21 protein-coding genes are annotated in these 21960 nt (G+C 63.1%); 5 read left to right on the forward strand and 16 right to left on the reverse strand.

Annotation, left to right across the window (positions count from 1 at the left end; translation table 11 throughout):
• Positions 1-12: 12 nt before the first annotated feature.
• The 9 genes from M2S36_RS03675 to M2S36_RS03715 all read right to left on the reverse strand — a co-directional run bounded on the left by M2S36_RS03675 (position 13) and on the right by M2S36_RS03715 (position 7548).
• Positions 13-663, reverse strand: a complete 651-nt coding sequence (locus tag M2S36_RS03675) for an HAD family hydrolase (protein ID WP_207835612.1) — start codon at positions 661-663, stop codon at positions 13-15.
• Between the two features lie 14 nt (positions 664-677).
• Complete coding sequence (locus tag M2S36_RS03680; RefSeq protein ID WP_085626694.1) at positions 678-1706, reverse strand: ketoacyl-ACP synthase III; 1029 nt, start codon at positions 1704-1706, stop codon at positions 678-680.
• A 9-nt stretch (positions 1707-1715) separates the two neighbouring features.
• Positions 1716-1955 carry an acyl carrier protein gene (locus M2S36_RS03685; protein ID WP_085626693.1) on the reverse strand — a complete coding sequence of 80 codons (240 nt, stop codon included), beginning with the start codon at positions 1953-1955 and terminating at the stop codon, positions 1716-1718.
• Between the two features lie 49 nt (positions 1956-2004).
• Entirely contained in the window at positions 2005-2703 is a 699-nt protein-coding gene (locus M2S36_RS03690; RefSeq protein WP_085626692.1) for an SDR family NAD(P)-dependent oxidoreductase, read from the reverse strand.
• Positions 2696-2998: a hypothetical protein gene (locus M2S36_RS03695; protein WP_085626691.1), complete on the reverse strand. Its 303-nt coding sequence runs from the start codon at positions 2996-2998 to the stop codon at positions 2696-2698. The genes M2S36_RS03690 and M2S36_RS03695 overlap by 8 nt, the downstream gene beginning before the upstream one ends.
• Positions 2999-3013: 15 nt before the next feature.
• Positions 3014-3799, reverse strand: a complete 786-nt coding sequence (locus tag M2S36_RS03700; RefSeq protein ID WP_207835615.1) for an AfsA-related hotdog domain-containing protein — start codon at positions 3797-3799, stop codon at positions 3014-3016.
• A 40-nt stretch (positions 3800-3839) separates the two neighbouring features.
• Complete coding sequence (locus M2S36_RS03705; protein ID WP_333956730.1) at positions 3840-4547, reverse strand: thioesterase II family protein; 708 nt, start codon at positions 4545-4547, stop codon at positions 3840-3842.
• Positions 4548-4805: 258 nt separating this feature from the next.
• Positions 4806-5972, reverse strand: a complete 1167-nt coding sequence (locus tag M2S36_RS03710) for an MFS transporter (RefSeq protein ID WP_207835620.1) — start codon at positions 5970-5972, stop codon at positions 4806-4808.
• Between the two features lie 37 nt (positions 5973-6009).
• Positions 6010-7548, reverse strand: coding sequence for an MFS transporter (locus M2S36_RS03715; RefSeq protein ID WP_241106238.1), 1539 nt, complete (start codon positions 7546-7548; stop codon positions 6010-6012).
• A gap of 109 nt (positions 7549-7657) precedes the next feature.
• Here M2S36_RS03715 and M2S36_RS03720 point away from each other — a divergent pair, with 109 nt between their 5' ends.
• Positions 7658-8548: a LysR substrate-binding domain-containing protein gene (locus M2S36_RS03720; protein WP_015268872.1), complete on the forward strand. Its 891-nt coding sequence runs from the start codon at positions 7658-7660 to the stop codon at positions 8546-8548.
• Between the two features lie 185 nt (positions 8549-8733).
• On the opposite strand, the gene M2S36_RS03725 is transcribed toward M2S36_RS03720, so the two are convergent.
• From M2S36_RS03725 to M2S36_RS03745, 5 genes are all read right to left on the reverse strand, one after another.
• Positions 8734-9987: an arsenic transporter gene (locus M2S36_RS03725; RefSeq protein WP_233688100.1), complete on the reverse strand. Its 1254-nt coding sequence runs from the start codon at positions 9985-9987 to the stop codon at positions 8734-8736.
• Between the two features lie 71 nt (positions 9988-10058).
• A complete protein-coding gene (locus M2S36_RS03730; RefSeq protein ID WP_333956737.1) occupies positions 10059-11333 on the reverse strand; it encodes an MFS transporter in 1275 nt (424 codons plus the stop codon).
• Between the two features lie 12 nt (positions 11334-11345).
• The gene (locus M2S36_RS03735; RefSeq protein ID WP_333956738.1) at positions 11346-11861 is read right to left on the reverse strand and encodes a hypothetical protein; all 516 of its coding nucleotides are present in this window, start codon (positions 11859-11861) and stop codon (positions 11346-11348) included.
• Between the two features lie 338 nt (positions 11862-12199).
• Positions 12200-13549: a sigma-54-dependent transcriptional regulator gene (locus M2S36_RS03740; protein ID WP_333956739.1), complete on the reverse strand. Its 1350-nt coding sequence runs from the start codon at positions 13547-13549 to the stop codon at positions 12200-12202.
• Positions 13534-14937, reverse strand: a complete 1404-nt coding sequence (locus M2S36_RS03745; protein ID WP_333956740.1) for a sensor histidine kinase — start codon at positions 14935-14937, stop codon at positions 13534-13536. The genes M2S36_RS03740 and M2S36_RS03745 overlap by 16 nt, the downstream gene beginning before the upstream one ends.
• A gap of 276 nt (positions 14938-15213) precedes the next feature.
• Between M2S36_RS03745 and M2S36_RS03750 the strand changes: the two genes are divergently transcribed.
• Complete coding sequence (locus M2S36_RS03750; RefSeq protein WP_207835632.1) at positions 15214-16143, forward strand: malate dehydrogenase; 930 nt, start codon at positions 15214-15216, stop codon at positions 16141-16143.
• Between the two features lie 114 nt (positions 16144-16257).
• On the opposite strand, the gene M2S36_RS03755 is transcribed toward M2S36_RS03750, so the two are convergent.
• Complete coding sequence (locus tag M2S36_RS03755; RefSeq protein WP_063911168.1) at positions 16258-17079, reverse strand: amino acid ABC transporter permease; 822 nt, start codon at positions 17077-17079, stop codon at positions 16258-16260.
• Entirely contained in the window at positions 17076-17897 is an 822-nt protein-coding gene (locus tag M2S36_RS03760) for an ABC transporter substrate-binding protein (protein ID WP_207835648.1), read from the reverse strand. The genes M2S36_RS03755 and M2S36_RS03760 overlap by 4 nt, the downstream gene beginning before the upstream one ends.
• Before the next feature lie 118 nt (positions 17898-18015).
• On the opposite strand from M2S36_RS03760, the gene M2S36_RS03765 reads away from it, so the two are divergent.
• The 3 genes from M2S36_RS03765 (at position 18016) to M2S36_RS03775 (ending at position 21934) form a co-directional block, all read left to right on the forward strand.
• Positions 18016-18900, forward strand: a complete 885-nt coding sequence (locus M2S36_RS03765) for a homocysteine S-methyltransferase family protein (RefSeq protein ID WP_172827477.1) — start codon at positions 18016-18018, stop codon at positions 18898-18900.
• A 170-nt stretch (positions 18901-19070) separates the two neighbouring features.
• Positions 19071-20342, forward strand: a complete 1272-nt coding sequence (locus tag M2S36_RS03770) for a cystathionine gamma-synthase family protein (RefSeq protein WP_207835650.1) — start codon at positions 19071-19073, stop codon at positions 20340-20342.
• 143 nt (positions 20343-20485) lie between these two features.
• On the forward strand, positions 20486-21934 hold the full coding sequence (locus M2S36_RS03775) for an amino acid permease (protein WP_063911172.1): 1449 nt from the start codon (positions 20486-20488) through the stop codon (positions 21932-21934).
• The last annotated feature ends 26 nt before the right edge of the window (positions 21935-21960 follow it).

The raw sequence follows: 21960 nt of genomic DNA on the forward strand, positions 1-21960 counted from the left end.
GCCTGCCACGTGTCAACGGGATGGATAAAGCAGCGCGCGCACGGCGTCGCACACTTCGAGGCTGTCCTGGAAGTGAATCGCCTGCCAGCCGGCGGCGCGGGCCGCCTCACAGTTCTCCTCGACGTCGTCGATCAGTACACAGCCGTGGTCGTCTACACCCAGCTCGCGGGCAGCCAGCGCGAAGATGCGTGGGTCGGGCTTGCGCAGGCCGACCTTGCACGAATCGATGATGCCGTCCGTGACGTCGTCCAGGCCGACCATGCGCCGCCACGACGTTTCCCACTCAACGGTGTTGTTGGTGAGGATGGCCGCCTTTACCCCGGCCGCCTTGACCTCGTGGAACAGTTCGAACATGTGCGGGTTGACCTCATGGTCGGCAAACCACTGCTCGCCGTGGTTGTCGAAATCGCAGCGGCTGAGGTCGATGCCGGGATACAACTTGCGCAGCGCGGCGCTCATTGCCTGCCCCCATTCCACCTGGGTCATCAGGGCAAGCTCAATGGGGGCCTGGAACTGCACGCCCAGTGGACGTGCGACTTCGTGCATGGCCGCTTCCATCTGCTGGCGGTTGATGCCGGTCTTGCCTTCATAGACTCGGTACAACTCAGCGATAGAGGGGGAGAGTACGCCGCCGAAGTCGAACCAGATTGCCTGAGTAGTCATGGGTGTTGTCCTTGTCAGAGTGAAGTCGTCAGGGTGACGGGGGGAATCAGCAGGGTGTCGCGCAGCGACAAATGCGCCAGGCCAACCGAAAGGCCGACGCCAAAGCCACAAGCCACCAGGTTGTCCTGGCGCAGGCGTTCGGCATCCGGGCTGGCCGACAGTAGTACAGGGATCGATGACGGCCCGGTGTTGCCGATACCGTCCACATGCACCGGGATGCGAGCCGCGTCGATGCCAAGCTTTCGGCCGAGGTAATGCAGCATGAAGGCGTTGGCTTGGTGCAGCAGGAAGTACGGGATGCTATCAGCCGGTAGCTGCAGCTCATGCAAGAAGGCATGCAGTGCGGCCGGAACCTGCTCCAAGGCGAAGTTCATCACCTGCGCACCGTCCATGAACAAGCTGCCAATTGCTGCGCTGGTGGTGCCTGGCTCGCGCTCTGCGGCCTGATACCGTAACGGTGTCCCCAGATGCCTGGCGCCGTTGCCGTCGGTGGAAAAAGCGAACGAGAAACTGTGTGGGCCAGCCTCTACCAGGGTGGCGCTGGCACCGTCGCCGAACACCATGCGCACATGATGGTCCTGTGGCTGTAACAGCTTGCTGATGACGTCGCTGGTGCACAGCAACACGCGTCGGCAGCTACCGCTGGCAACCAGCAGCGAGGCCTGGAACAGGCCATACACGTAGCCAGAGCAACCGAAATTGAGGTCGAACGCCGGGATGTCCCGGCGCAGGCCGAGTCGGGCTGCGAGTATTGCGCTGCTCGCCGGCATCAGTGCATCAGGTGTCTGGGTCACCAGCACGAGCGCATCGATGCTGTACGGGTCGACATCGGCGGTGTCAAACAGGCTGCGAGCCGCACCACAGGCGAGATCGGTAGTGGACAGCTCACCGGCGATTCGCACACTGCCGATGCCGGTGCTTTTGGCAATCCGCGCGGCTTCGCGCTCACCGAACAGCGCGGCGAAGTCATCGAGGGTGAGTTGACGATCCGGCAGCGCCGATGAAACCGCGCGGATCGAAAGGCCATGAAGGGTGCTGTTCATCGGAGTACCTCAGGCAGGTTCTGCGAGGCTGCTGGCGACCGCTTCGAACAGTTCACCGAGGGTGTTCAGTTCGTCCAGGATCTCCGGGTGCAGGGCAAGGCCGAACTGGTCATTGAGCACGCCAAGCAAGGTCACCTTGGTCAGCGAGTCCCAAGTGGCCAAAGGCTCAAGCAGGAGGTCATCGGCAAGTTTCGATTCGGGCAGTTCCAGAAGCCCGGCCAGCTCTTTTTTCAGGGCGAGTATGTCCATGCTGTATGTCTCCAGTTGGGTAAAGCCGATAGGGTGGGGGCAGATGCGGTCAGAGCCCGCCGAGGTAGATCACCTGGCCGGTGATGAAGTCGCTCTGCGCCGACAGGAAAAAGTCGGTGACATGGCTGACGTCATCGAAGCTGCCCAAGCGCTTGATCGCCTGTTGCTGTAGCAATGCGTTCATCTTCGACGCAGGAATGGCGCGGGTCAGGTCGGTGTCGATCGGTGTCGGCCCAAGGGCATTGACCGTGATCCCGTAGCTGGCCAGCTCCTTGGCCATCACTGCGGTGAGGGTTTCAACAGCGGCTTTGGAGGCCGCGTACAGCGCTTCACCCTCGAGCTTGAGTGGCCTGGCCACCGTGGAGAAGTTGATGATGCGCCCGGCACCCTCACGCTTCATCAGCTTTGCCGCCTCGCGGCTAAGTAGAAAGGTACCGAGCAGGTTGGTGCGCACGATCTGTTCAGCGGTACTGTAGGGGGTGAGCAGCGAGTGGTTCATACTGGCGATGCCGGCGTTGTTGATCAGGTGATCCAGGCGTTGGTGCCGGCGGCGGATCTCGCTGACCATGGCTAGCACAGCGGCCTCGTCGGCCACGTCCAGGGCGAAGTGTTCGTACCCGGGATGGTCAAGATCGCTAGCCTGGCGGCTGCAACCAATGACCCGATGACCACGCGTCAGGTAGTGCTCGGCCAAGTGCCGACCGATACCTTTACGGGTGCCGGTGATGAGCGTGATCGGCTCAGCCATGTTCCACCTCGGCGCAACGCTTGCTGATGTAGTTGGCGAACGAACCGACGGTGGCGAACGGGCTGCGTACCGCCGACATGGCGCTGTCGTTGACCAGGGTCAGGCGCACATCAAGTTGCTGTTCGAGCAGTGCCTCGACTTCGACAACGATGGACACCAGGCTCATTGAGTCCAGCGCACCGCCATGCCCGTACAGCGCGGTTTTTTCGCCGGCGGCCAGGTCGATGGGGTGAGCCAGGCTCTGGTTTTCCAGACGGATGGCGGTGTAGATAATTTCCAGGATACGGGACTTCATGGGACGCTCCTTGTGTCAGTCCATCATCGTGATGTAACGGTGCAGCAGCTGGTTTTCCTTCAGGTAGAAGTAGCGCGAGTCGATCACCGAGGTATCGAACTCGACCGTCGCGAGGGCCCGTCCTTGCTGGCGGAACTGCATGGCGACGGTGAAGCGGAAGTTGATCGGCCCGCTGCGCTTGAGGGTGACCGGAATGCACAGGATTTCTGTCGGTACCGGCAACAGGAAGTCGTTGTAATCGACCCGAATGCTGTTGGTGATGAAGTTGGCTTTGCCCCGGGCCGCGGGTGCGATGTAGAACTGTTCGGCGGTGGCGATCGACAGCTGTCGGGCGGCTTCCACGATCATCATTCCGGAGATGTGCTGGCCGGTGAGATGATCGCTGAGCTCGGCGTTGGCTTCATCGATCATCAGCGCCGCGCTGAAGGTGCCATTGCCGTTATCGACCACTTTCGAGATGGCAATATTGTGCCGTTCATGTTTATGCGTTGTGCTTCTGCAGGCACGAACGCTCAGCTGTTCCGGTACCAGGCTGACTTGCGGTTTATTTAGTGCGTACAAGTTTGAAAGTTGATCATCGCTGACGCCCTGGCCAATATGCAATGTCAGTGCGGCCTGTCCGGAACTTGCAAGGGCGTGGGCAGCATCTGCGGAAATGAACAGGTCATTGTTGCAGTGATTTTTTATACGGTTGCCAACCACGATGTAATGTTTGTTGTTGGCGGTTTTGTTATCGGTCTCAACAGCGCCTGCGGCAAACGGGCACAGTGAGGCGGGCAAAGCCTGAGCGAGCGCTTCCATGTTTTACCTCTGCAGTTAGTTAAATGATGATGGCGGTGTTTCAGGCAGCAAGTGCGTCCAGCAATATCTCTGACAATCGGTCTGTTTGGGTTTGGTAGAAGAAGTGACGGCCAGGCAGGCAATGTTCGGAAAAACGCCCGCTGCTATATTGGCGCCACGCCCGGACCTCTGCGAATGGAGCGAAACTGTCCTGGGCACCGGCTATGGCTGTCAGCGGTGTATTCAACTGCGGGCGAGGCCGATGGCAGTAGGTGCTCGCTGCACGGAAGTCGTTCCTGAGGTTGGGCAGCAGGTATTTACGTGCGGCCGGGTTGCTATACAAGTAGGGGGGAACGGTGCCGAACGTGGCAATAGAGTCGAGAAAATCGTCATCTTCATCGTGTACCCTGACGCCATGGCAGCTGAACAGATGCGGCGGGCGACAGGCCGCTACCACCAGTTCGGTGATGGCCCACGGCATGGCCGCTTGGCGCTGTGCGACTTCATATGCCACCAATGCGCCAAGGCTGTAGCCAAACAGCACGACCTGGGCTGGGCGTGACTTGTGAAGGTGCTCGATCACCTCATTGGCCATGTGTCCTACAGTAGTGGGTGACGGTGCGAGTGCGCCTTGATAACGGCCTGAATAATGAATGTCGATACAGTCGACGCCCGGCGAAAGAGTGCTTTGAAGCGCTTTGAATGCACGGCTGCTACCCCCGGCAAAGGGAATGAAGACAATACTTTTTTGAGTGTTGCATGCACGCATGTTCAAACCCGTCGATAATCATTCTATGGGCGGTATGCCAAGCAAGGCGGTGGCTGCCCTGATGGGCCTTTAATGTGCGAAATTATATTTCAGGATATTTCGTGGTATTTGAGCATTTTAGGCTGAAGACTCCGGACTATAAGTTGAATATGCCGGCGCGGCAGTACCCATTGGAGAACAGTGGATTGTGGTTTATTAGGGGGCAGTGCTGGCTGGGCAAAAAAAAACGCCACCGGGCAGGTGGCGTTTTTTTTGAAATCACTGGCTGGGTAACGTGCCGGTGTGTGGCCGTAACATCGTAAACAATGTAGCGCCGGCCCCGAGGGAGCAGGCCAGGCCGAATAGTAGCGGGCCTTTCCAGTGCCAGTGCTGCCAGAGCCAGCCGCCCATGGCGCTGCCCAGGGCGCCGCCACAGAAGTTGCACACCATGTACACAGTGTTCAGGCGACTGCGGTACTCCGCACTGAGGCTGAAGATCCTGCTCTGGTTGCACACTTGCCCCAGCTGCAGCGCGAAGCACAGCAAGTTGGCGCCGAGTAGCAGCACGCCCAGTTGCGGCCAGCTGATCAGCAGCGTGAAGGCGAGGCACGCCAGCACAATCGACAGGATGCTCATGGCTACCGTGCCGTAGCGGTCACACAGCTTGCCCGCCATGGGCGTGAGCAGGCCAGCCAGCGCGCCCCAGAAGCTGAAGATGCCAATGTCAGCGTTGCTCAGGCCCAGAGGCGATGCCTGCAATTTGAAGGCGATCACCGACCAGAATGCACTGAACGCAGCGAACAGGCTGGCGCCCAGCACGCACGACAAACGCAACAGGGGCTCGACGCGCAGCAGGCCGGCCATTGAGTACATGAGTTGCGCATAGCCGGGTGCACCGGTAGTGCGCGGGCGGGCGTCGATCAACCCGGGCAGGGCTAGCGCGCAAGCCAGCATACCGAGGGCGGCGCAGCGGTACACCGCCTGCCACCCGGCAAGCTCGCTAAGCAGCCCGGCCAACGAGCGCGACAGCAGGATCCCGGCCACCAGGCCGGTCTGCAGCAGGGCAAGGTTGCGGCTACGATGCTGGGCGCAGGACAGCCCAGCGACATAGGGCAACATCACCTGTGGAATGCAGGTGCCCATGCACACTAGCGCACTCAGCGTCGCCAGGCCTGCCAGGCTACTGGTAATGCTGGCCAGACCGAGCATCACTGCGGTCCAGACCAGCAGGGCTTGGCACAGTCGACGTGGATCGAGGCGATCACCCAAGGGCACAATCAGCAGCATTCCTAGCGCATAACCAAGCTGTGAAGCTGTGGCTATCCAGCTGACTTCACCCGTGCCCACTTGCAACGCTGTGGCGAGTAACGGCAGAAGGGCCTGATTGAAGTACACGTTTGCCACCGACAGGCCACAGACCACCGCCAGGCCGACGAGGGCGAGCACAGGGATCCCGTTGTTGCGTGTAATCGCCATGCCGTCGTCAGCCCCGCACCGAATCGGAGGCTGGCAGGCTGCTGTGAGGCGCTTTGGCATGCCTTGCCTGCTCGTCTTGCCCAAGCAAGAAGAACGCCGCACCAGCCGACAACACGGTGAAGCCGATCAGCACCAGCACCAAGGTGCCGAAGCCGTCCAGATACGCGGCCTGCAGCAGCATGGGGTCAACGCCCTGAACCTGGCCCAGGTCGCCCATCACCAGGCGCTGCGCCAGTTCGCTGTAATCGCCGGCAGGCAGTACGCGCCCGAGACTGTTACCTACCAACGCGGTGAGCAGGGCGATGGTGATCGCCAGGGCGACACCTTCGCCTGCTACCCGGGTGGTGTTGAAGATGCCGGCGGCCATGCCTGCTTGCTCTTTGGGGATCACGCTAACCGCCAGCCCGTCCATCAGGCCCCAAGGGAAACCGGTGCCGATACCAATCACCAGCATTGCCAGCACCAGTTGCTGGTAATCGCCAATAGCGGCATGGGCCAACAGGTACAACCCCGCGGCCGCCACCAGGAAGCCTGCAGCCGACAGCACGCCAGCACTTACCCAGCGGGTCAACCAGGCGGCCAGCAGCGGGACCACCAGCATCGGCGCCGACAGTGCCAGCATGATCAGGCCGCTGTGCATCGGGGCGATGCCTTCTACGCCGATCAAGCGAAACGGAAGCAGCACGATCAGCACGATGTAGCAATAACAGGTGCCGATCGGCAGAATCTGCACCCCGACAAAGCGCGGGTATTTCAGCAGGCTCAGCTCGAGCATCGGCTGCCTGGCGCGCAGCTCGATGGTCACGAACGCCAGCAAACTCAGTGCCGCGCCGCCGAACAGGCCCAGGATCAGCGGGGAGCGCCAGCCGGCCTGCGGCCCCAGGATGATCGCAGTGGTAAACAGTGCGAGCATGCTCGAGAAGGCAAGCACACCGGGCAGGTCCAGCTTGGGCGCTTCGGGGTTGAAACTTTCGCGCATCCGTGACAACGCCGCCAGCAGCGAGATCGCAGCAAGGACCGCGGTGCTGACGAAGATCGAGCGCCAGCCGAACTGTTCGATCAGCAGGCCGCTGACCATCGGCCCGAACGCCAGGCCCAGCCCGAACGTGGTGCCAAGCAGGCTGAACGCGCGCGTGCGGGCCTGGTCCTCGAACTCTTGGGCCAAGGCGGCGGAACCGCTGGCCAGGGCAGCGGCGGCGGCAACGCCTTGCACCGCTCGCAGGGCATCAAGCCAGACGATGCTGTAGACGCTCGCCAGCAGGATGCTGACGATGACGAACAGGGCCAGGCCCAGCGTGAACAGGCGCTTTCGCCCGTAAATGTCCGACAGGGTTCCGGCTGCCATCAGCAGGCTGCCGAAACTGAGCATGAAGGCATTGGTGATCCAGGTAAGCGAGGACGGCTCGGCATCGAAGGCCTTGCCGATGGCCGGCGTGGCCACGGCGCCACCGGTGAAACTCAGCGGCAGCACCAGGGCGGCCAGGCAGATGGCTGCCAGAACATAGTAACGGCCCGCGTGCGGGGTGTGATCAGTAGCCTGATCCATTGCGCTATCCCTCCTGTTGTAGCACCGTGTGCGTTAAATCTATAGTGGCCGCAATGCTGGATAAACAGGCTGGAACTCCACTCATAATGGACAAAAGGGAAGTAATGCCATGGAAAGCCTGAACGGCATCCTCGCCTTCGTGAAAACCGCCGAGTCGTTGAGCTTCGTCAGCGCGGCGCGGGCGATGGGTATTTCCGCATCGGCGGTCGGCAAGAACGTTGCCCGCCTGGAGAGTTCGTTGAAGGTGCGGCTGTTCCAGCGCAGTACGCGCAAGGTCAGCCTGACGGCGGAAGGCCAACTGTTCTATGAGCGCTGCCGGCGCATCCTCGACGACCTCCAGGATGCGGAGGCCATGCTGTCCCATGCGATACAGGCCCCGCGTGGTCGCTTGCGGGTCAGCCTCCCGACCATCGGCTACCGTTTTCTGCTGCCGTTGATGCCGGCTTTTCGCAAGGCATACCCTGAAATCGAACTGGAAATGGACTTCAACGATCACCTGGTCGACCTGATCGACGATGGCTTCGATGTGGTGATCCGCAGTGGTGGGCTAGCCGATTCAAAATTGATGTCGCGCAAGCTCGGGCCGTTCCGCTTTGTCCTGTGCGCAGCGCCTACCTACCTGGCACGCAAGGGGCGGCCCCAGACGCTAGCCGACCTGGAGCGACACGACTGCCTGCGCTATCGCTTCGTCACGACCGGCAAGATCATGGACTGGAGCCTCGGCGCCGATCCCGAGATTACCCAGTTGCGCTTACCCACGGTGCTGACGCTGAACAACATGGAGGCAATGCTGATGGCTGCGGTGGACGGCCATGGCATCGCCTACATGCCGGACTTTCTGGTACGTGAATCGGTCAGGACTGGCGCCCTGGAAAGCCTGCTTGATGCGCATACCTCCGACCAGGGCCAGTTCTGGGCGCTGTGGCAATCGAGCCGCCACCTGTCGCCGAAGATCCGTGTGTTCGTCGACTTCATCGCCGAGCGTTTGTTCAAGGCGTAAATTGCCCGGCGCCTCCAACGATCTCCACAACACATAACTCATTGAGTTGGCAGTGACCTAGTGGGAGCGGGCGTGTCGAGGCGTCGAACCGCCGCGAACACCGGCGCAGCCGGTGCCAGGCACCGCGTTGGATTCTTCGCGGGCACGCCCGCTCCCACACGGTACGCGGACCGCTTGCGAGCGCTTCACAAATGAAGCAACCCCAACGCCCCGATCAAGGCAGGCGGCATTACCAGCGCCCCCAGGCGCAGGAAGTCCAAGGCACCGACGTGTTCGCCTTCACGGCGAACGGCAACCAGCCAGAGCAAAGTGGCCAGGGAGCCGGTAATCGACAGGTTCGGCCCGAGGTCGACGCCGATCAGCAGCGCCGCAGTGGTTCTCGCGGGTAAGTCGACAATATGGCCAACGGAGCCTGCGATCAGGCCGGTCGGCAGATTGTTCATCAGGTTGCCGGCGATAGCCGCGACCACGCCGGCGCCCCAGCTCGCCTGGTGCTCGGAGCTGCGCGCCAGCGCGGCCAAGCCATGGGCCAGGTGCTCGATCACACCCGTCTGTGCCACCGCTTCCACCAGCACGAACAGGCCCGCGACCAACGGCAGTACGCCCCATGCCACGCCTTTGAGCACCGGCATCGGGTTGCGCCGTTGGCGCAGGTGAATCAGCCCGGCCGTGGCGATGCCGGCGCAGAAGGTGGGTAAGCCGAGCTGCCGGTCCAGGGCGGAGGTCAGCAGCAACAGTACACCTGTCAGCACGATACCCAGCGCGCACAAGCGTGCACCGCTGGACAGCGGTTGCACGTCGATGGCCGTCGCCAGGGGCTGGCGGATCTGCTTGCGCTGGGCCAGCCGCAGCACCAGGTAGGTCAGGCCGATGGCGGCCAGCGATGGCAAGGTGAATTGCCGCAGCCACTCCAGCAACGGCGGCATCTGGCTGCCGAACACTACCAGGTTGGCCGGGTTGGAAATGGGCAGCACAAAACTGGCGGCATTGGCGATGAAGGCACAGATGAACAGATAGGGCAGCGGCTCGGCCTTGGCCGCCCTGCAGGCGGCGTACACCGCTGGGGTCAGCACCACAGCCGTGGCATCGTTGGAGAGGAACACCGTTACCAGTACCCCCACCAGGAACACCAGGTCGAACAGGCGCTGGCCGGAGCCCCGGGCATGCTGCACCGCGTACATGGCCAGCCAGTCGAACAGCCCTTCCTGGCGTGCCAGTTCGGCCAGCACCATCATACCGATCAGAAACAAGTACACATCGCCACCCTCGGCAACAGCGGCGAGGGCTGTGTGCAGTGGCACCAGGCCAAACACGGTCAGCAACAAAGCGGCGCCGACCGCCCAGATATACTCCGGCACCCGCCAGGGGCGCAGGATTACCCCGCCGGTCGCCACGGCGGCGACGGTCCAGATGAGCGAGGATGGATCAAATACGGGCATGCAGTTTACTCAGGTGAATGAATGACTTGGCGCGGCATGGCCGTGCCGGCCTTTGGGGGGCGTGCAGCACGCTATATCTTGTCAAAGTGATTGGGCTGAGCTGACTGTTGCCGACTTGGATGTCCCTTGCGAAGGCCTGTCTGATAGGGGAGTAGTCCGAGTGCAGCCACGATACCCAGAACGACGAAGGCTGCGCCATAGCCGAAATGTTGCGCGATCCAACCGGCGAGTGCGTGGCTCATGGCCGCGCCTATCCCCTGGATCGTCATCACTGCACCAAGCCCTGCATTGACGTGCCCGGTGCCGCGCAGGATGCAAGCGACAAGCCCAGGCAAGGCGACCCCCAGTAGACCCGCCCCGATGCCGTCAAGGGCCTGTACCGGAATCAGTGCCCACGGCGACTCCCAGAAACCGGCGATCAGCCCTCGCAAGGGCAAGGCCAACAGGGCGGTAATGATCAGTGCCCGATACCCGTGCCGAGAGGCATACCTCCCGGCCCAAAGTGCCACAGGAATCATCACCAGCTGCGCCACGATGACGGTCGATGCCGTGAAGGCGCTGGGGTCGGCCAGCCCACGCGTGACGACCGACTGCGCCAGCAAGGGCAGCATCGCGGCATTGCCCAGGTGGAACAGCAGCATGGTGACCGCGAGCAGGCACAGCTCGCGCGAGTCCGTCAAAACCCGCACCAGGGAAGGCGAGGGGCTGCTACCTTGCGCAGGCAGGTTGCCGGTGAGGTCACTACCGCGGGCCCGCTCATGGTTGATGTCCCGTGGGTTGATCTTGCGCAAGCATGCAAGGGCTGCGCATGCCATCAGGGCCATCAGCACGAAGACGGCTGACAGCCCCCAGCGGTAGCCTGCCAGCCCGGCCAATGCAGCCGCGACCACGTTGCCGGCATGGTTCCAGGCCTCGTTGATGCCGAGCTGCCGAGACAAGTCTCGCTGATCAACGATGCCCAAGGTGATGCCCATGATGCCGGCGCCCATCAACGCGCCCACAGCACCTGTCACCACCTGTGAGGCGATGACGACGCCGAACGATGGCGCCGTCCATAGCGCTGCCGTGGCGAGCATGAGTGCTAGGGTGCCGCTTGCCAGCAGAAGTCGCTTGTGGCGCGAAGCGTCGATCCAGGCGCCCATCGGCGTGGTCGCCAGCATGCCTGCGATGCCGCCGGCGGCCATCACGTAGCCGATGTCATCGGCGCGCCAGCCCTGGCTGGCCAGAAACACGCCGAGGAAGGGGCCCAGGCCATCACGGACGTCGGCCAGGAAGAAGTTGAGGCCGGACAGCCAGCGTCGTGAGCTGGCATGCGCCGGGGGTATGGAAGGTGTTGCCGGGTGCATAGCGGCATTCCCTTATGGCGCGCGGTCGTAGAGCGGCTGCAGGGTGGATAACGTGGTGCCCATGCTGACCGCTTCCAAAGCGGTGCCAAACGCATTGCGCGTGCCCAGCCCGGATGCCGCGAACGGTGCCCCCGTCTGCACGGAAAGACGCAGGCTCTCTGGCGGGAAACGAACGATGCTGCCATCGCTCAGGATGACGCCGTTGGCCTCGCCCCGGGGGCCAGTGAGCACGGTGTCCACATGGCCTTCCACCTGCTGGGGCTGCAGACGCTGGGCGCGCAGGTGTGGCGGCAGCACTCGGCCTTGGCCAACCGGCGGCGGTTGGTCGTACACGGTGCGCCCGCTGTCGGCGTGGATGATGGCGTCGGCCTTGACCGTGCCTCGTGTCTCCGCCCGCCCGATGATGCGAACGGCGTCCCCCACCTTGACCGTGGCCGTGAGCGCATCGGCCATGTGCGGTGGAAACCTGGCAATGGTTCCGTCGCTCAGGCGCAGGCCGTCGACCTCACCGTAGGGATTGATGAGCATCCGCTGAACCTGGCCTTCCACCGTGTACTGGCCCGTCAGGCCGGGTGCGTCGACCCCTTGATGTGGTATTGCAGGCAGAGAGGAGGGCGGATCGGCGGGCGCGGCCTGTGCGCTGAGGCTACACAGGCCGAATGCCAACGCAACAGACGTGGCGATGAAATACCTGGACATTGGAGAAGCTCCTTGGGTCGGGAAAGCACCCAACCTGCAGGGCAAGCGCCATGCCAAATAATATTTCCAATAAAATCAAATAGTTATGAAGTTTACAGGCGATCTGCCGTCCGATCTCGTGACGCCAGGGTGTCACGAGATCGGACACCGGTTTGCGTGCGAAGGGGTTAGTCCAGATTGAACTCGGCCAGCTTGCGATAGAGCTGCTGGCGAGACAGGCCGAGGCGCCGCGCCGCCTCTGCGCGGTTGCCTGCCGTCGCAGCCAGGGCGCGGACGATCATTTCGCGCTCCAGGCGGGCAACGGCCTGTGCCATGGGGCCTTCCCAGTCGATGTCCAGGCCCGGGGTGAGCGCAGCCGCTGGCTGCAACCCGATGTGTTCGACATCGATGACCGGGCCGTGGCTGAGGATGGCCGCGCGCTCCATGGCGTTGCGCAGTTCGCGCACGTTGCCAGGCCAGGGATGGGCCAGCAGTAAGCGGGCTGCCGCCGCGCTCAAGCGCTTGGGCGAGTCGCCGCCCAGCAGGCGTAGAAAGTGTTCGGCCAGCAGCAGCACGTCGCCCAGGCGCTCACGCAGCGGCGGCAGCCACAGGGGCACTACCTGCAGGCGGTACCACAGGTCTTCGCGGAAGCGCCCCTCTTTGACCGCGCTGGGCAGGTCCCGGTGGGTGGCCACGATGATGCGCACGTTCACCGGCTGGACGCGGTTGGCGCCCACGGGGGTTATCTCGCGTTCCTGCAGCACCCGCAGGATCTTCGCCTGCGTGGCCAGCGGCATATCGCCTATTTCGTCGAGGAACAGGGTGCCGCCATCGGCCTCACGAAAGCGCCCGATACGGTCGTTGACGGCACCGGTGAACGCACCTTTGACATGCCCGAACAGCTCGCTTTCCATCAGGTCGGCCGGGATCGCGGCGCAGTTCACTGCAACGAAGGGGCCGCTGGCTCTGCCGCTGTTGCGATGCAGGGCCCGCGCCACCAGTTCCTTGCCGGTGCCCGTTTCGCCGAGGATCAGGGCGGTGGCATCGGTGTTCGCGGCCAGCCCGATGCGCTTGAAGACCTGGCGCATGGCCTCGCTGCTGCTGACCAGTTCGGTGCCATCCACGGGCTCTCTTGTGGCAGGTGATGCCCCGGCCGCCTGGGGCCTGTCCGGGGTGTGGGCTGCTCGCCGCAGGGCCCGTTCGAGCGTTTCGAGCAGGGCGGCCCTGGTCACGGGCTTGGTCAGGTGGTCGAACGCGCCCAGGCTCATCGCCTCGATGGTGTTGCCGCCGCTCGCATAGGCGGTGAGCATGATGCAGGGCACCTGCGAGATGCGCGCCGCGCGGCGCAGGAACACCAGGCCATCCTCGCCCGGCAGGCGCAGATCGACGATGGCCACATCCACGTCCTCGGTGCGCAGTCGGTGCAGGCCTGCATCGGTGGTTTCAGCCTGCAGCACCGCATGCCCCAGGTCTTGCAGCATTTCTGCAAGGCTGTCGCGGAACGCGGCGTCATCGTCGACGATCAGGATTCGGGCCACGGTAGCTCCATTTCTATACGCGTTCCCTTGGTCGACTTGGCGAGACCGACCCGCCCGCCGTGCCCCTGCACGATCTCGCGCACCAGCGCCAGTCCCAGGCCGGTACCTCCAGCGCGGTTGGTGGCGAACGGTTCGAACAGTGTATCGCGCAAGTCGGCCGGAATGCTGCCGCCATCGTCCGCCACCCACAACAGCAATGCGCCACGGCGCGTGCGATGCGCACCAAGTTCGATTTCACCGCGTTCTTCCGTGTGCGCCAGCGCATTGAGCAACAGGTTGTCAAAGACCCGCGCCATTTGTGCTGGGTCGAACAGCGCAACCTCCTTCGCGCTGGCGGTCAGCCCCGGTTCAACTGCCAGTGTGATTCGTACCCCTTTCTTTTGCGCCGCTTCGGCGTGGGCATCGCGCCGCTCCTCCAGCCATGCCTGCAGGTCAACCGCCTGGCGCTCGGCGTGGAACGGTTGGGTCAACGCCAACAGGCTCGACACCAGCGTCTCCAGGCGTGCCGTTTGCGACAGTACCGCCTCCAGGGCGCCAGCCACACGTGCTTCGCGCCGGTCGGCCGGGGCAGCCATCGCGTTTTCCACCTTCATGCGCATCGTGCCCAAAGGGTTGCGGATTTCGTGCGCGAGCCCGGCGGAAACACGCCCCAACGTGGCCAGGCGTTCGGACTGGGCCAGTTGCTTGCGCAGATGGGCGGACTGGCGCTGCCAACGCGAAATCATCCAGCCCAGCCATGCGCCGGAGACCACGACCAGCGCCAGCAGCAGGCTCACCGCGAGGATCAAGGTGTTGACTGTTTCTGTGGCCAAAAGCGGCACGCGCATCAGGGTCCAGGCGATCAGCTGCCGGTCAGCGGTCTCCACAGGGCATGCGGCGAAAGCCACGGCTTCGCGTAAACCCGGTCGCACGTCTGCCACGAGGCTTGCGGAATCCTGCGCGCGTTGGGCCGTGGAGGCAATGCGCTCCAACTCGGCACTCGGCGGATCGCGCTTGATTCCCGTGCCGTCGTAGGTTGGGAACGCGTAGGCTACCACGCCCGCATCCGCTCGCCAGAAGCCGCCCTCCATGCCCGGCTGATCGCGCAGTGCCAAATCAAGCACCGCCTGCGCTGCAGCTGGGGTCATGAGAGAGGGTTGATCTTGCGCAGACGGAAGTTGCTGGCGAACGCGTGCTGCACCCGCCTGCAGCGCCTGGCAACTGGTCGAGGTAAGTTGGCGCGCCTGCGCAATCTGCGGGCCGGCGCCTTGGCGGCTGATGACCAGCAGCAGCCATCCCAGCACCAGCGCAACGGCGGCAATGGAAAGCCACAGAATCAGCAGATCACGTCGAACAGAGGGTTGCAGCGACAGGTCAGGTTTCCTTTGATGTGGCGCACCGCTGGTCAATCGGGGGCGTTCTGATGGCAACCTTGCCAGATGGGAAATCGCCGTGCAAGGACACGGTCAGTTGAATTAGCGGGGACTCTGTGGGAGCGGCTTTAGCCGCGAACACCGGCGCAGCCGGTGCCAGGCAACGCGTTGGATTCTTCGCGGCTAAAGCCGCTCCCACAGGGTACGCGTACCGCTTCCATTTGCCTTTGTGTGGTCTTTTCGCCTCAGCAGGCGATACTTCTGTGTATTGCAGGCGTGTTCCTGGTGGCGCGCGCCGCTGGGAGGTGTCACGTGAACAAACTGACAATCGTGGGTGCCGGCATGGTCGGCGAGGCGGCGGCGCAGATCATCGCTCGGGAAGAGTTGTGCCGAGAGCTGGTGTTGATGGATGTGCAGGGCGAGATGGCACAAGGCAAGGCGCTGGACGTGTGGCAGGCGGCAGTCGAGTCGGGGTCCGATACCCGGGTTTACGGCGGGGCCAAGGCTGAAATGCTGCAGGGCTCCGAGCTGGTGGTCATCACCGCAGGGGTGCCGCGCAAGCCTGGGCAGTCGCGGCAGGATGTACTCAGTACCAACCTGCCCATCCTCGACGGCATCATGGCCGACATCAAACACCATGCGCCAACCGCGACGGTGCTGGTGGTGTCCAACCCGGTCGACGTGCTCACCTATCGCGCCTGGAGCCTGAGCGGGCAGGGGCGCAACAAGGTGTTCGGCCAGGCGGGTGTGCTGGATACCGCACGCATGAAGTGCTTCATCGCCGAGCAGACCGGGTTTTCCGCCCGGGATATCACGGCGCTGGTACTGGGCGGGCATGGCGACAGCATGGTGCCGCTGATGCGCTACTGCCAGATCGGTTCGGTGCCGCTGTCACACTTCCTGTCCAGTGAACAGATCGAGCAGATCGTGGAGCGCACGCGCAAGGGCGGTGGCGAGATTCTGGGGTTGAAGAAGCTGGGCAGCGCCTGCGATGCGCCGGGCGTGGCGATTGCGCAGATGGTCGATGCGATCGCCAACGGGCGAAACCGCATCTTGCCGGCGGTGGCGATTCTGCAGGGCGAGTACGGGCGCACGGATATCGCCATGGGGGTGCCCTGCGTACTGGCAGAAGAGGGGCTGGCGCGGGTAATCGAGTTGCCGCTGGATGCGCAGGAGCAGGCGATGTTCGATCAATCGGCTGATCAGGTGGCGCGGGATATTGCTGAAATGAAGGCGCTGTAACGCTGTGGGAGCGGCTTTAGCCGCGAAGAATCCAGCGCGGTGCCTGGCACCGGCTGCGCCGGTGTTCGCGGCTAAAGCCGCTCCCACAGTGTCCCTGCTAACCCAGCGTGGCCCCTAGCGCTGATAAGCCTTGCCAAAATGCCGCTCCAGCCGCGCCTGCACCAGCTCCAGCAAGATCGACAGCACCCAGTAGATCACTGCCGCCGTGGTCAGCATCTCCAGGTACCGATAGCTCGACCGCCCGTACGACTGCGCCAGGAACATCACCTCCCACACCCCCATCACCGATATCAGCGATGAGTCCTTCAGCATCGAGATGAACTGGTTGGCGGTAGGCGGAATGATCACCCGCATGGCCTGGGGCAGGACGATATGCCAGAAAATCTGCGGCGTGCGCATGCCCAGCGCCAGCGCTGCTTCACGTTGCCCGCGCGCGACGCCAAGAATGCCGGCCCGGAAGATTTCGCTCAGGTAGGCCCCGTAGTTCAGCGACAGGGCAATGATGCCGGCGCTGATGGCGCCCGGTACCAGGCCCAGCTGCGGTAGCCCCAGGTAGATCAGCAGAATCTGGATCAGCAGCGGTGTGCCGCGGAAGAACGAGGTGTAGAAGCTGGCGACACCCACCAGCACTGCGCTGTTCGACAACCGCGCCAGCGCGGCGGCAAAGCCGAACAGCACCGATACCACCATCGAGCACAGGCACAGGAACAGGGTCAGCGCTGCGCCTTGCAGAAAGCCGTTGGGCCCCAGCTTGAAACCGGCGAGGTTGGGAAACTTCTCCAGGATGATCGAAAACTTCAGGTCGAAGCTGAGGAAAAACGCGACGAACAGGCCGAACAGCGCCAGCCAGGTCAGCAGCAGCCGGGTGCGAAAGCCGAACAGGCCGGCGCCCGTGGGCTTGACCACGGGCTTGGGGGATGGGGGAAAAGTGCTCATTTGCTGATATCGGCGCCAATCCATTTCTGCGACAGCTTGGCCAGGGTGCCATCGGCCTTCAACTCGGCAAACACCTGGCGCACCTTGGCATCCCACTCAGGGTCGCCTTTCTCGATGGCCACCGAGTTCGGCTCTTCATACAGCGGGGCGCCGGCCAGCTTGAAGCGTTTGTCCTGGTCCAGGCGCGGCTGTGCGGTCACCAGGTTGGTAAGGATGGCATCCAGGCGTACGCCGGCGCCCAGGCCCAGGTCCTGGAAGGCAACGTTGTCGGTGTCGTAAGGCGCGATCTGCACGAACTCGAAGGGGTATTCGAGCTTCTTGTCTTCGTTGCCTTCGATCACCAGGTTCTTGTTCAGGTAGCTCTCGTAGCTCGATGCACTGGTCAAACCCACCTTGCGGCCTTCCAGGTCCTTGGCGCCATGGATGCGCTCATCCTTGGCGTTGACCACGATCACCGCAGGCGATGCGTAGTACTCCACCGGGAAGTCGAACACTTCGGCGCGGGCCTTGCTCGGGGTCATCGAGCAGATGCAGATGTCGTAGCGGCCGCTCCAGCGGCCAGCGGCGATCACGTCCCACGAAGGGGTTTCCAGGCGCAGCTTGACGCCCAGCTTGTCCGCCACGGCCTTGGCCACATCCACGTCGAAACCGTCCAGCTGGTTCTGGTCATTGAGGAAGGAAAACGGCGGGTAGCTTTCCATCAGGACGTTGACCAGTTCCTTGCGCGATTCAACCCGCTCCAGCGTGGCACCGGCAAAGGCCTGGGAAGCAGTTGCGAGCAGCACAAGGCCCGCACCGAGCACAGTAGAAAATCGCATGGACATACCTGAAATGTTGGCCAATTATAGGAGGCTGTATTTAATAGTTATAAGTGTCACCCACATAGTGAATTTTATTCATAAGTACCTTTAGAGTAGTTATATGAAACAGCGAGCAATGGTAATTCTCGACGGTGGCATGGGCCGTGAACTGCAGCGCAGCGGGGCGCCGTTCCGTCAGCCCGAGTGGTCGGCGCTGGCGCTGAGCGAGGCACCGGAAGCGGTGGTTGGCGTGCACGCAGCGTTCATCGCTGCCGGTGCCCAGGTCATTACCAGCAACAGCTATGCGGTGGTGCCGTTTCACATCGGCGAAGAGCGTTTTGCCAAGGAAGGGCGACAACTGGCCAATATCGCCGGCCAGCTGGCGCGACATGCCGCCGATGCCGGTGCGCACCCGGTCAGGGTGGCAGGCTCGCTGCCGCCGCTGTTCGGCTCGTATCGTCCGGACCTGTTCCAGCCCGAGCGCGTCGAGGAGGTGCTGACCCCCTTGCTGCAGGGCCTGGCCCCGCATGTCGACCTGTGGCTGGCCGAAACCCAGAGCTCGGTTGCCGAGGTGCGGGCCATCCACGGCCACTTGCCTGCAGACGGCAGGCCGTTCTGGGTGTCGTTCACCTTGCAGGACGAAGAAGTCGACGAGGTGCCCCGCCTGCGTTCCGGCGAGCCGGTGGCCGATGCCATCGAAGCCGTGGTCGGCCTGGGGGTGGCGGCCGTGCTGTTCAACTGCAGCCAGCCCGAGGTCATTGGCGCTGCACTGGAGGTAGCGCGCTCGGTCATCGAGCGACACAACGCCGACATCGCCATCGGCGCCTATGCCAACGCCTTCCCGCCGCAACCGAAGGAAGCCACCGCCAACGACGGCCTGGATGAGCTGCGCGAAGACCTGGACCCGCCGGGTTACCTGGCATGGGCCAACGACTGGCGCGCGCGGGGTGCCAGCATGATCGGCGGCTGCTGTGGCATCGGCCCGGAGCATATTGCCGAGCTGAAACGCAACCTGGCGTGAAGCCGGCAGGGTGCCGGGCGGCTTCCGCGCCCGCTCGGCATCCAGCCATTAAAAAAAACGTTACTCAGACCCGGATTCCATCGTTTTTCAGTCCCCCCGCCATGCCCCTATAGTCCGCTGAAAGCCGATGCTGAATCGGTGTACAAAACTCAGCGGTGCGGGAACCGGATATGAACAACAACGAAAAAAGCGTGGGCAATGCAGCGGTCGGTATCGGTACACGAGTGGTGTGGAGCGGGGAGCAGGTCCAGCACCCGTACAACGCTACCCAGACCCCGATCGTGGTCAGTGCCGCCTACGGCTACAACGACATCGATGCCTGGTACGACGTGGCGCAGGGCAAGTTGCCGGGCTACATCTACAGCCGCATGAGCAACCCGACAGTCGCCACGCTGGAAGCGAAGCTGTGCGAGCTGGAGCAGTCCGAGTCGGCGGTGGCATTCAGCAGCGGCATGGCTGCCATCAGTGCCGTGCTGCACACGTTCCTCTCAAGCGGCAAGCGAGTGGTATCGACCCGCGACAGTTACGGCGGCACCAACAAGATTTTCGAAGAGTTCCTGCCGCGCATGGGCGTGCAGGTCTGCCTGTGTGACACCCTCGACACCGAGGCGCTGGAGCGCGAGATCGCCGCAGGTTGCGACCTGCTGTATCTGGAAACCCCAACCAACCCCACTCTGAAGGTACTGGACATCCAGCGCCTGAGCGCTGCCGCCCGGCAGGCCGGCGCCGTGGTAGTGGCCGACAACACCTTCGCTACCCCGCTGAACCAGAACCCGCTGGCCCTGGGCGTGGACGTGGTAGTGCACAGCGCGACCAAGTTCCTCTCCGGGCACGGTGACGTGCTGGGCGGGGTGGTGTGCGGTGCCGAGTCGTTGATGGCGCAGGTACGCCACTACCGCGAGATCAACGGTGCGGCGCTGGACCCGTTTTCCGCCTACCTGATCATCCGCGGTATCAAGACCTTGGCCCTGCGCGTGCGTCAGCAACAGGCCAGTGCCCAGGCCCTGGCGCATTACCTGACCACCGAACCGCTGGTTGAAGCGGTCAACTACCCCGGGTTGCCCCAGCACGCGGGCCATGCGATCGCCAAGGCGCAGATGCGTGGCTTCGGCGCCATCGTCAGCTTCGTGCTCAAGGGCGGCATGCCCACCGTAGCGCGGCTGCTGCCGCGCCTGAAGTACGCCCATCGGGCGGGCAACCTGGGCGCGGTAGAAACCATCTACGGCCCGGCGCGCACCACCAGCCATGTGGAAAACACCCTCGAAGAACGGCTGGCCCTGGGCATTTCCGAAGGGCTGGTGCGCATTTCAGTGGGCATCGAGGACACCGAGGACCTGCTGGCAGACCTGGCACAGGCCTGTGCATCGGTGCGTCAGGAGTTGGCCGCAGCAAAGGAACTGCACGGTGACGAAGACGCCTGCCTGGCCGAAGCACAGGCCTGAGGCAGGCGCGTAGCACCCGCTCCTTGCGGTGGGTGCCACTTCATGAAGTCGAACAAAAACAATATGCAAGGCAATTCGCTTCGCTCTGCCAAGACGAGGTCGTTGCAACGTCCTTGCCCGCCAACTTTCATGAGTAAACCACAATGTCCCTGCAGACAACGACAACGAGAAATGCTTCGGCGCACAGCTTCAAGCAGGATATGCAAACCCGCCATATCGTCATGCTGGCGCTGGGCGGTGTCATCGGTACCGGCCTGTTCCTGACGTCGGGCTACACCGTCAACCAGGCGGGCCCGCTGGGGGCGGTCATCGCCTATATCCTCGGCGCGATCATGGTCTACCTGGTGATGATGTGCCTGGGCGAACTGGCGGTACACATGCCGGAAGTCGGCTCGTTCAGCAGTTACGCCACGCGCTACCTCGGGCCGGGTACAGGCTACATGGTGGCCTGGATGTACTGGCTGACCTGGACCGTGGCCATCGGCTCGGAATTCACCGCCGCCGGTATCCTGATGGTGCGCTGGTTCCCCGATACGCCGGTGTGGATATGGAGTGCGCTGTTCGGGTTTGCGGTGTTCATCAGCAATATCATTTCGGTGCGGTCGTTTGCCGAAACCGAATTCTGGCTGTCACTGATCAAGGTGCTGGCGGTGATTGCCTTCCTGGTGGTGGGCGGTGGCGCGATCCTGGGCGTTTTCGAAATTACCCAGGCGCACAGTGTCGGGCTGGGCAACTTCACCCGCGAAGGGCTGTTCCCTACGGGCTTCTGGTCGATCGCCATGACCCTGCTGGCGGTGGCCTTCGCGTTCTCGGGCACCGAGTTGATCGGCATCGCCGCCGGCGAAACCCGTGACCCGGAAAAGAACGTACCCAAGGCCATCCGCACCACGGTCCTGCGCCTGGCGCTGTTCTTCGTCGGCACCATCTTTGTATTGGCTACCTTGTTGCCGCGTGAACAGGCCGGTGTGGTTGAAAGCCCGTTCGTGATGGTCTTTGCCATGATCGGTATCCCCTATGCGGCGGACATCATGAACTTCGTCATCATCACTGCGCTGCTGTCGGCGGCCAACTCCGGGCTTTATGCTGCGGCGCGCATGCTGTGGACCCTCAGCGACCAAGGCAACATGCCCCGCCGGTATGCGGCACTGTCGCGTCGTGGCACGCCGTTCAATGCCATCGTCCTGAGCATGGCGGGTGGCATGGCTTCGCTGCTCAGCAGTGTGTTTGCCCCCGACACCATCTACCTGGCGCTGGTGTCCATTTCCGGGTTGGCGGTGGTGGTGGTGTGGATCAGCATCGCGGCCAGCCAGATGGCTTTCCGTCGCCATTACATCGCCAATGGCGGCAAGCTCGAAGACCTGAAGTTCAGGGTGCGCGGCTACCCGTTCGTGCCGCTGGCTGCCATCTTCTGCTGCGTACTGGCCTGCGTCGGCATTGCCTTCGACCCCGCCCAGCGCGTTGCCCTGTACTTCGGCTTGCCCTTCATTGCCTGGTGCTACCTGGCCTATTGGCTGACGTGCAAGTTCCGCCGCCGCCAAGCAGGCCCGCTGGAAGTCGTCGCGCCAGGTTCCGAGGCCGCCAGAGCAGGGTGATACTAGGCCACCGGAACGTTGCCACG

Origin of the sequence: Pseudomonas sp. SF2 (assembly GCF_036858055.1) — a bacterium.
GTDB lineage: Bacteria > Pseudomonadota > Gammaproteobacteria > Pseudomonadales > Pseudomonadaceae > Aquipseudomonas.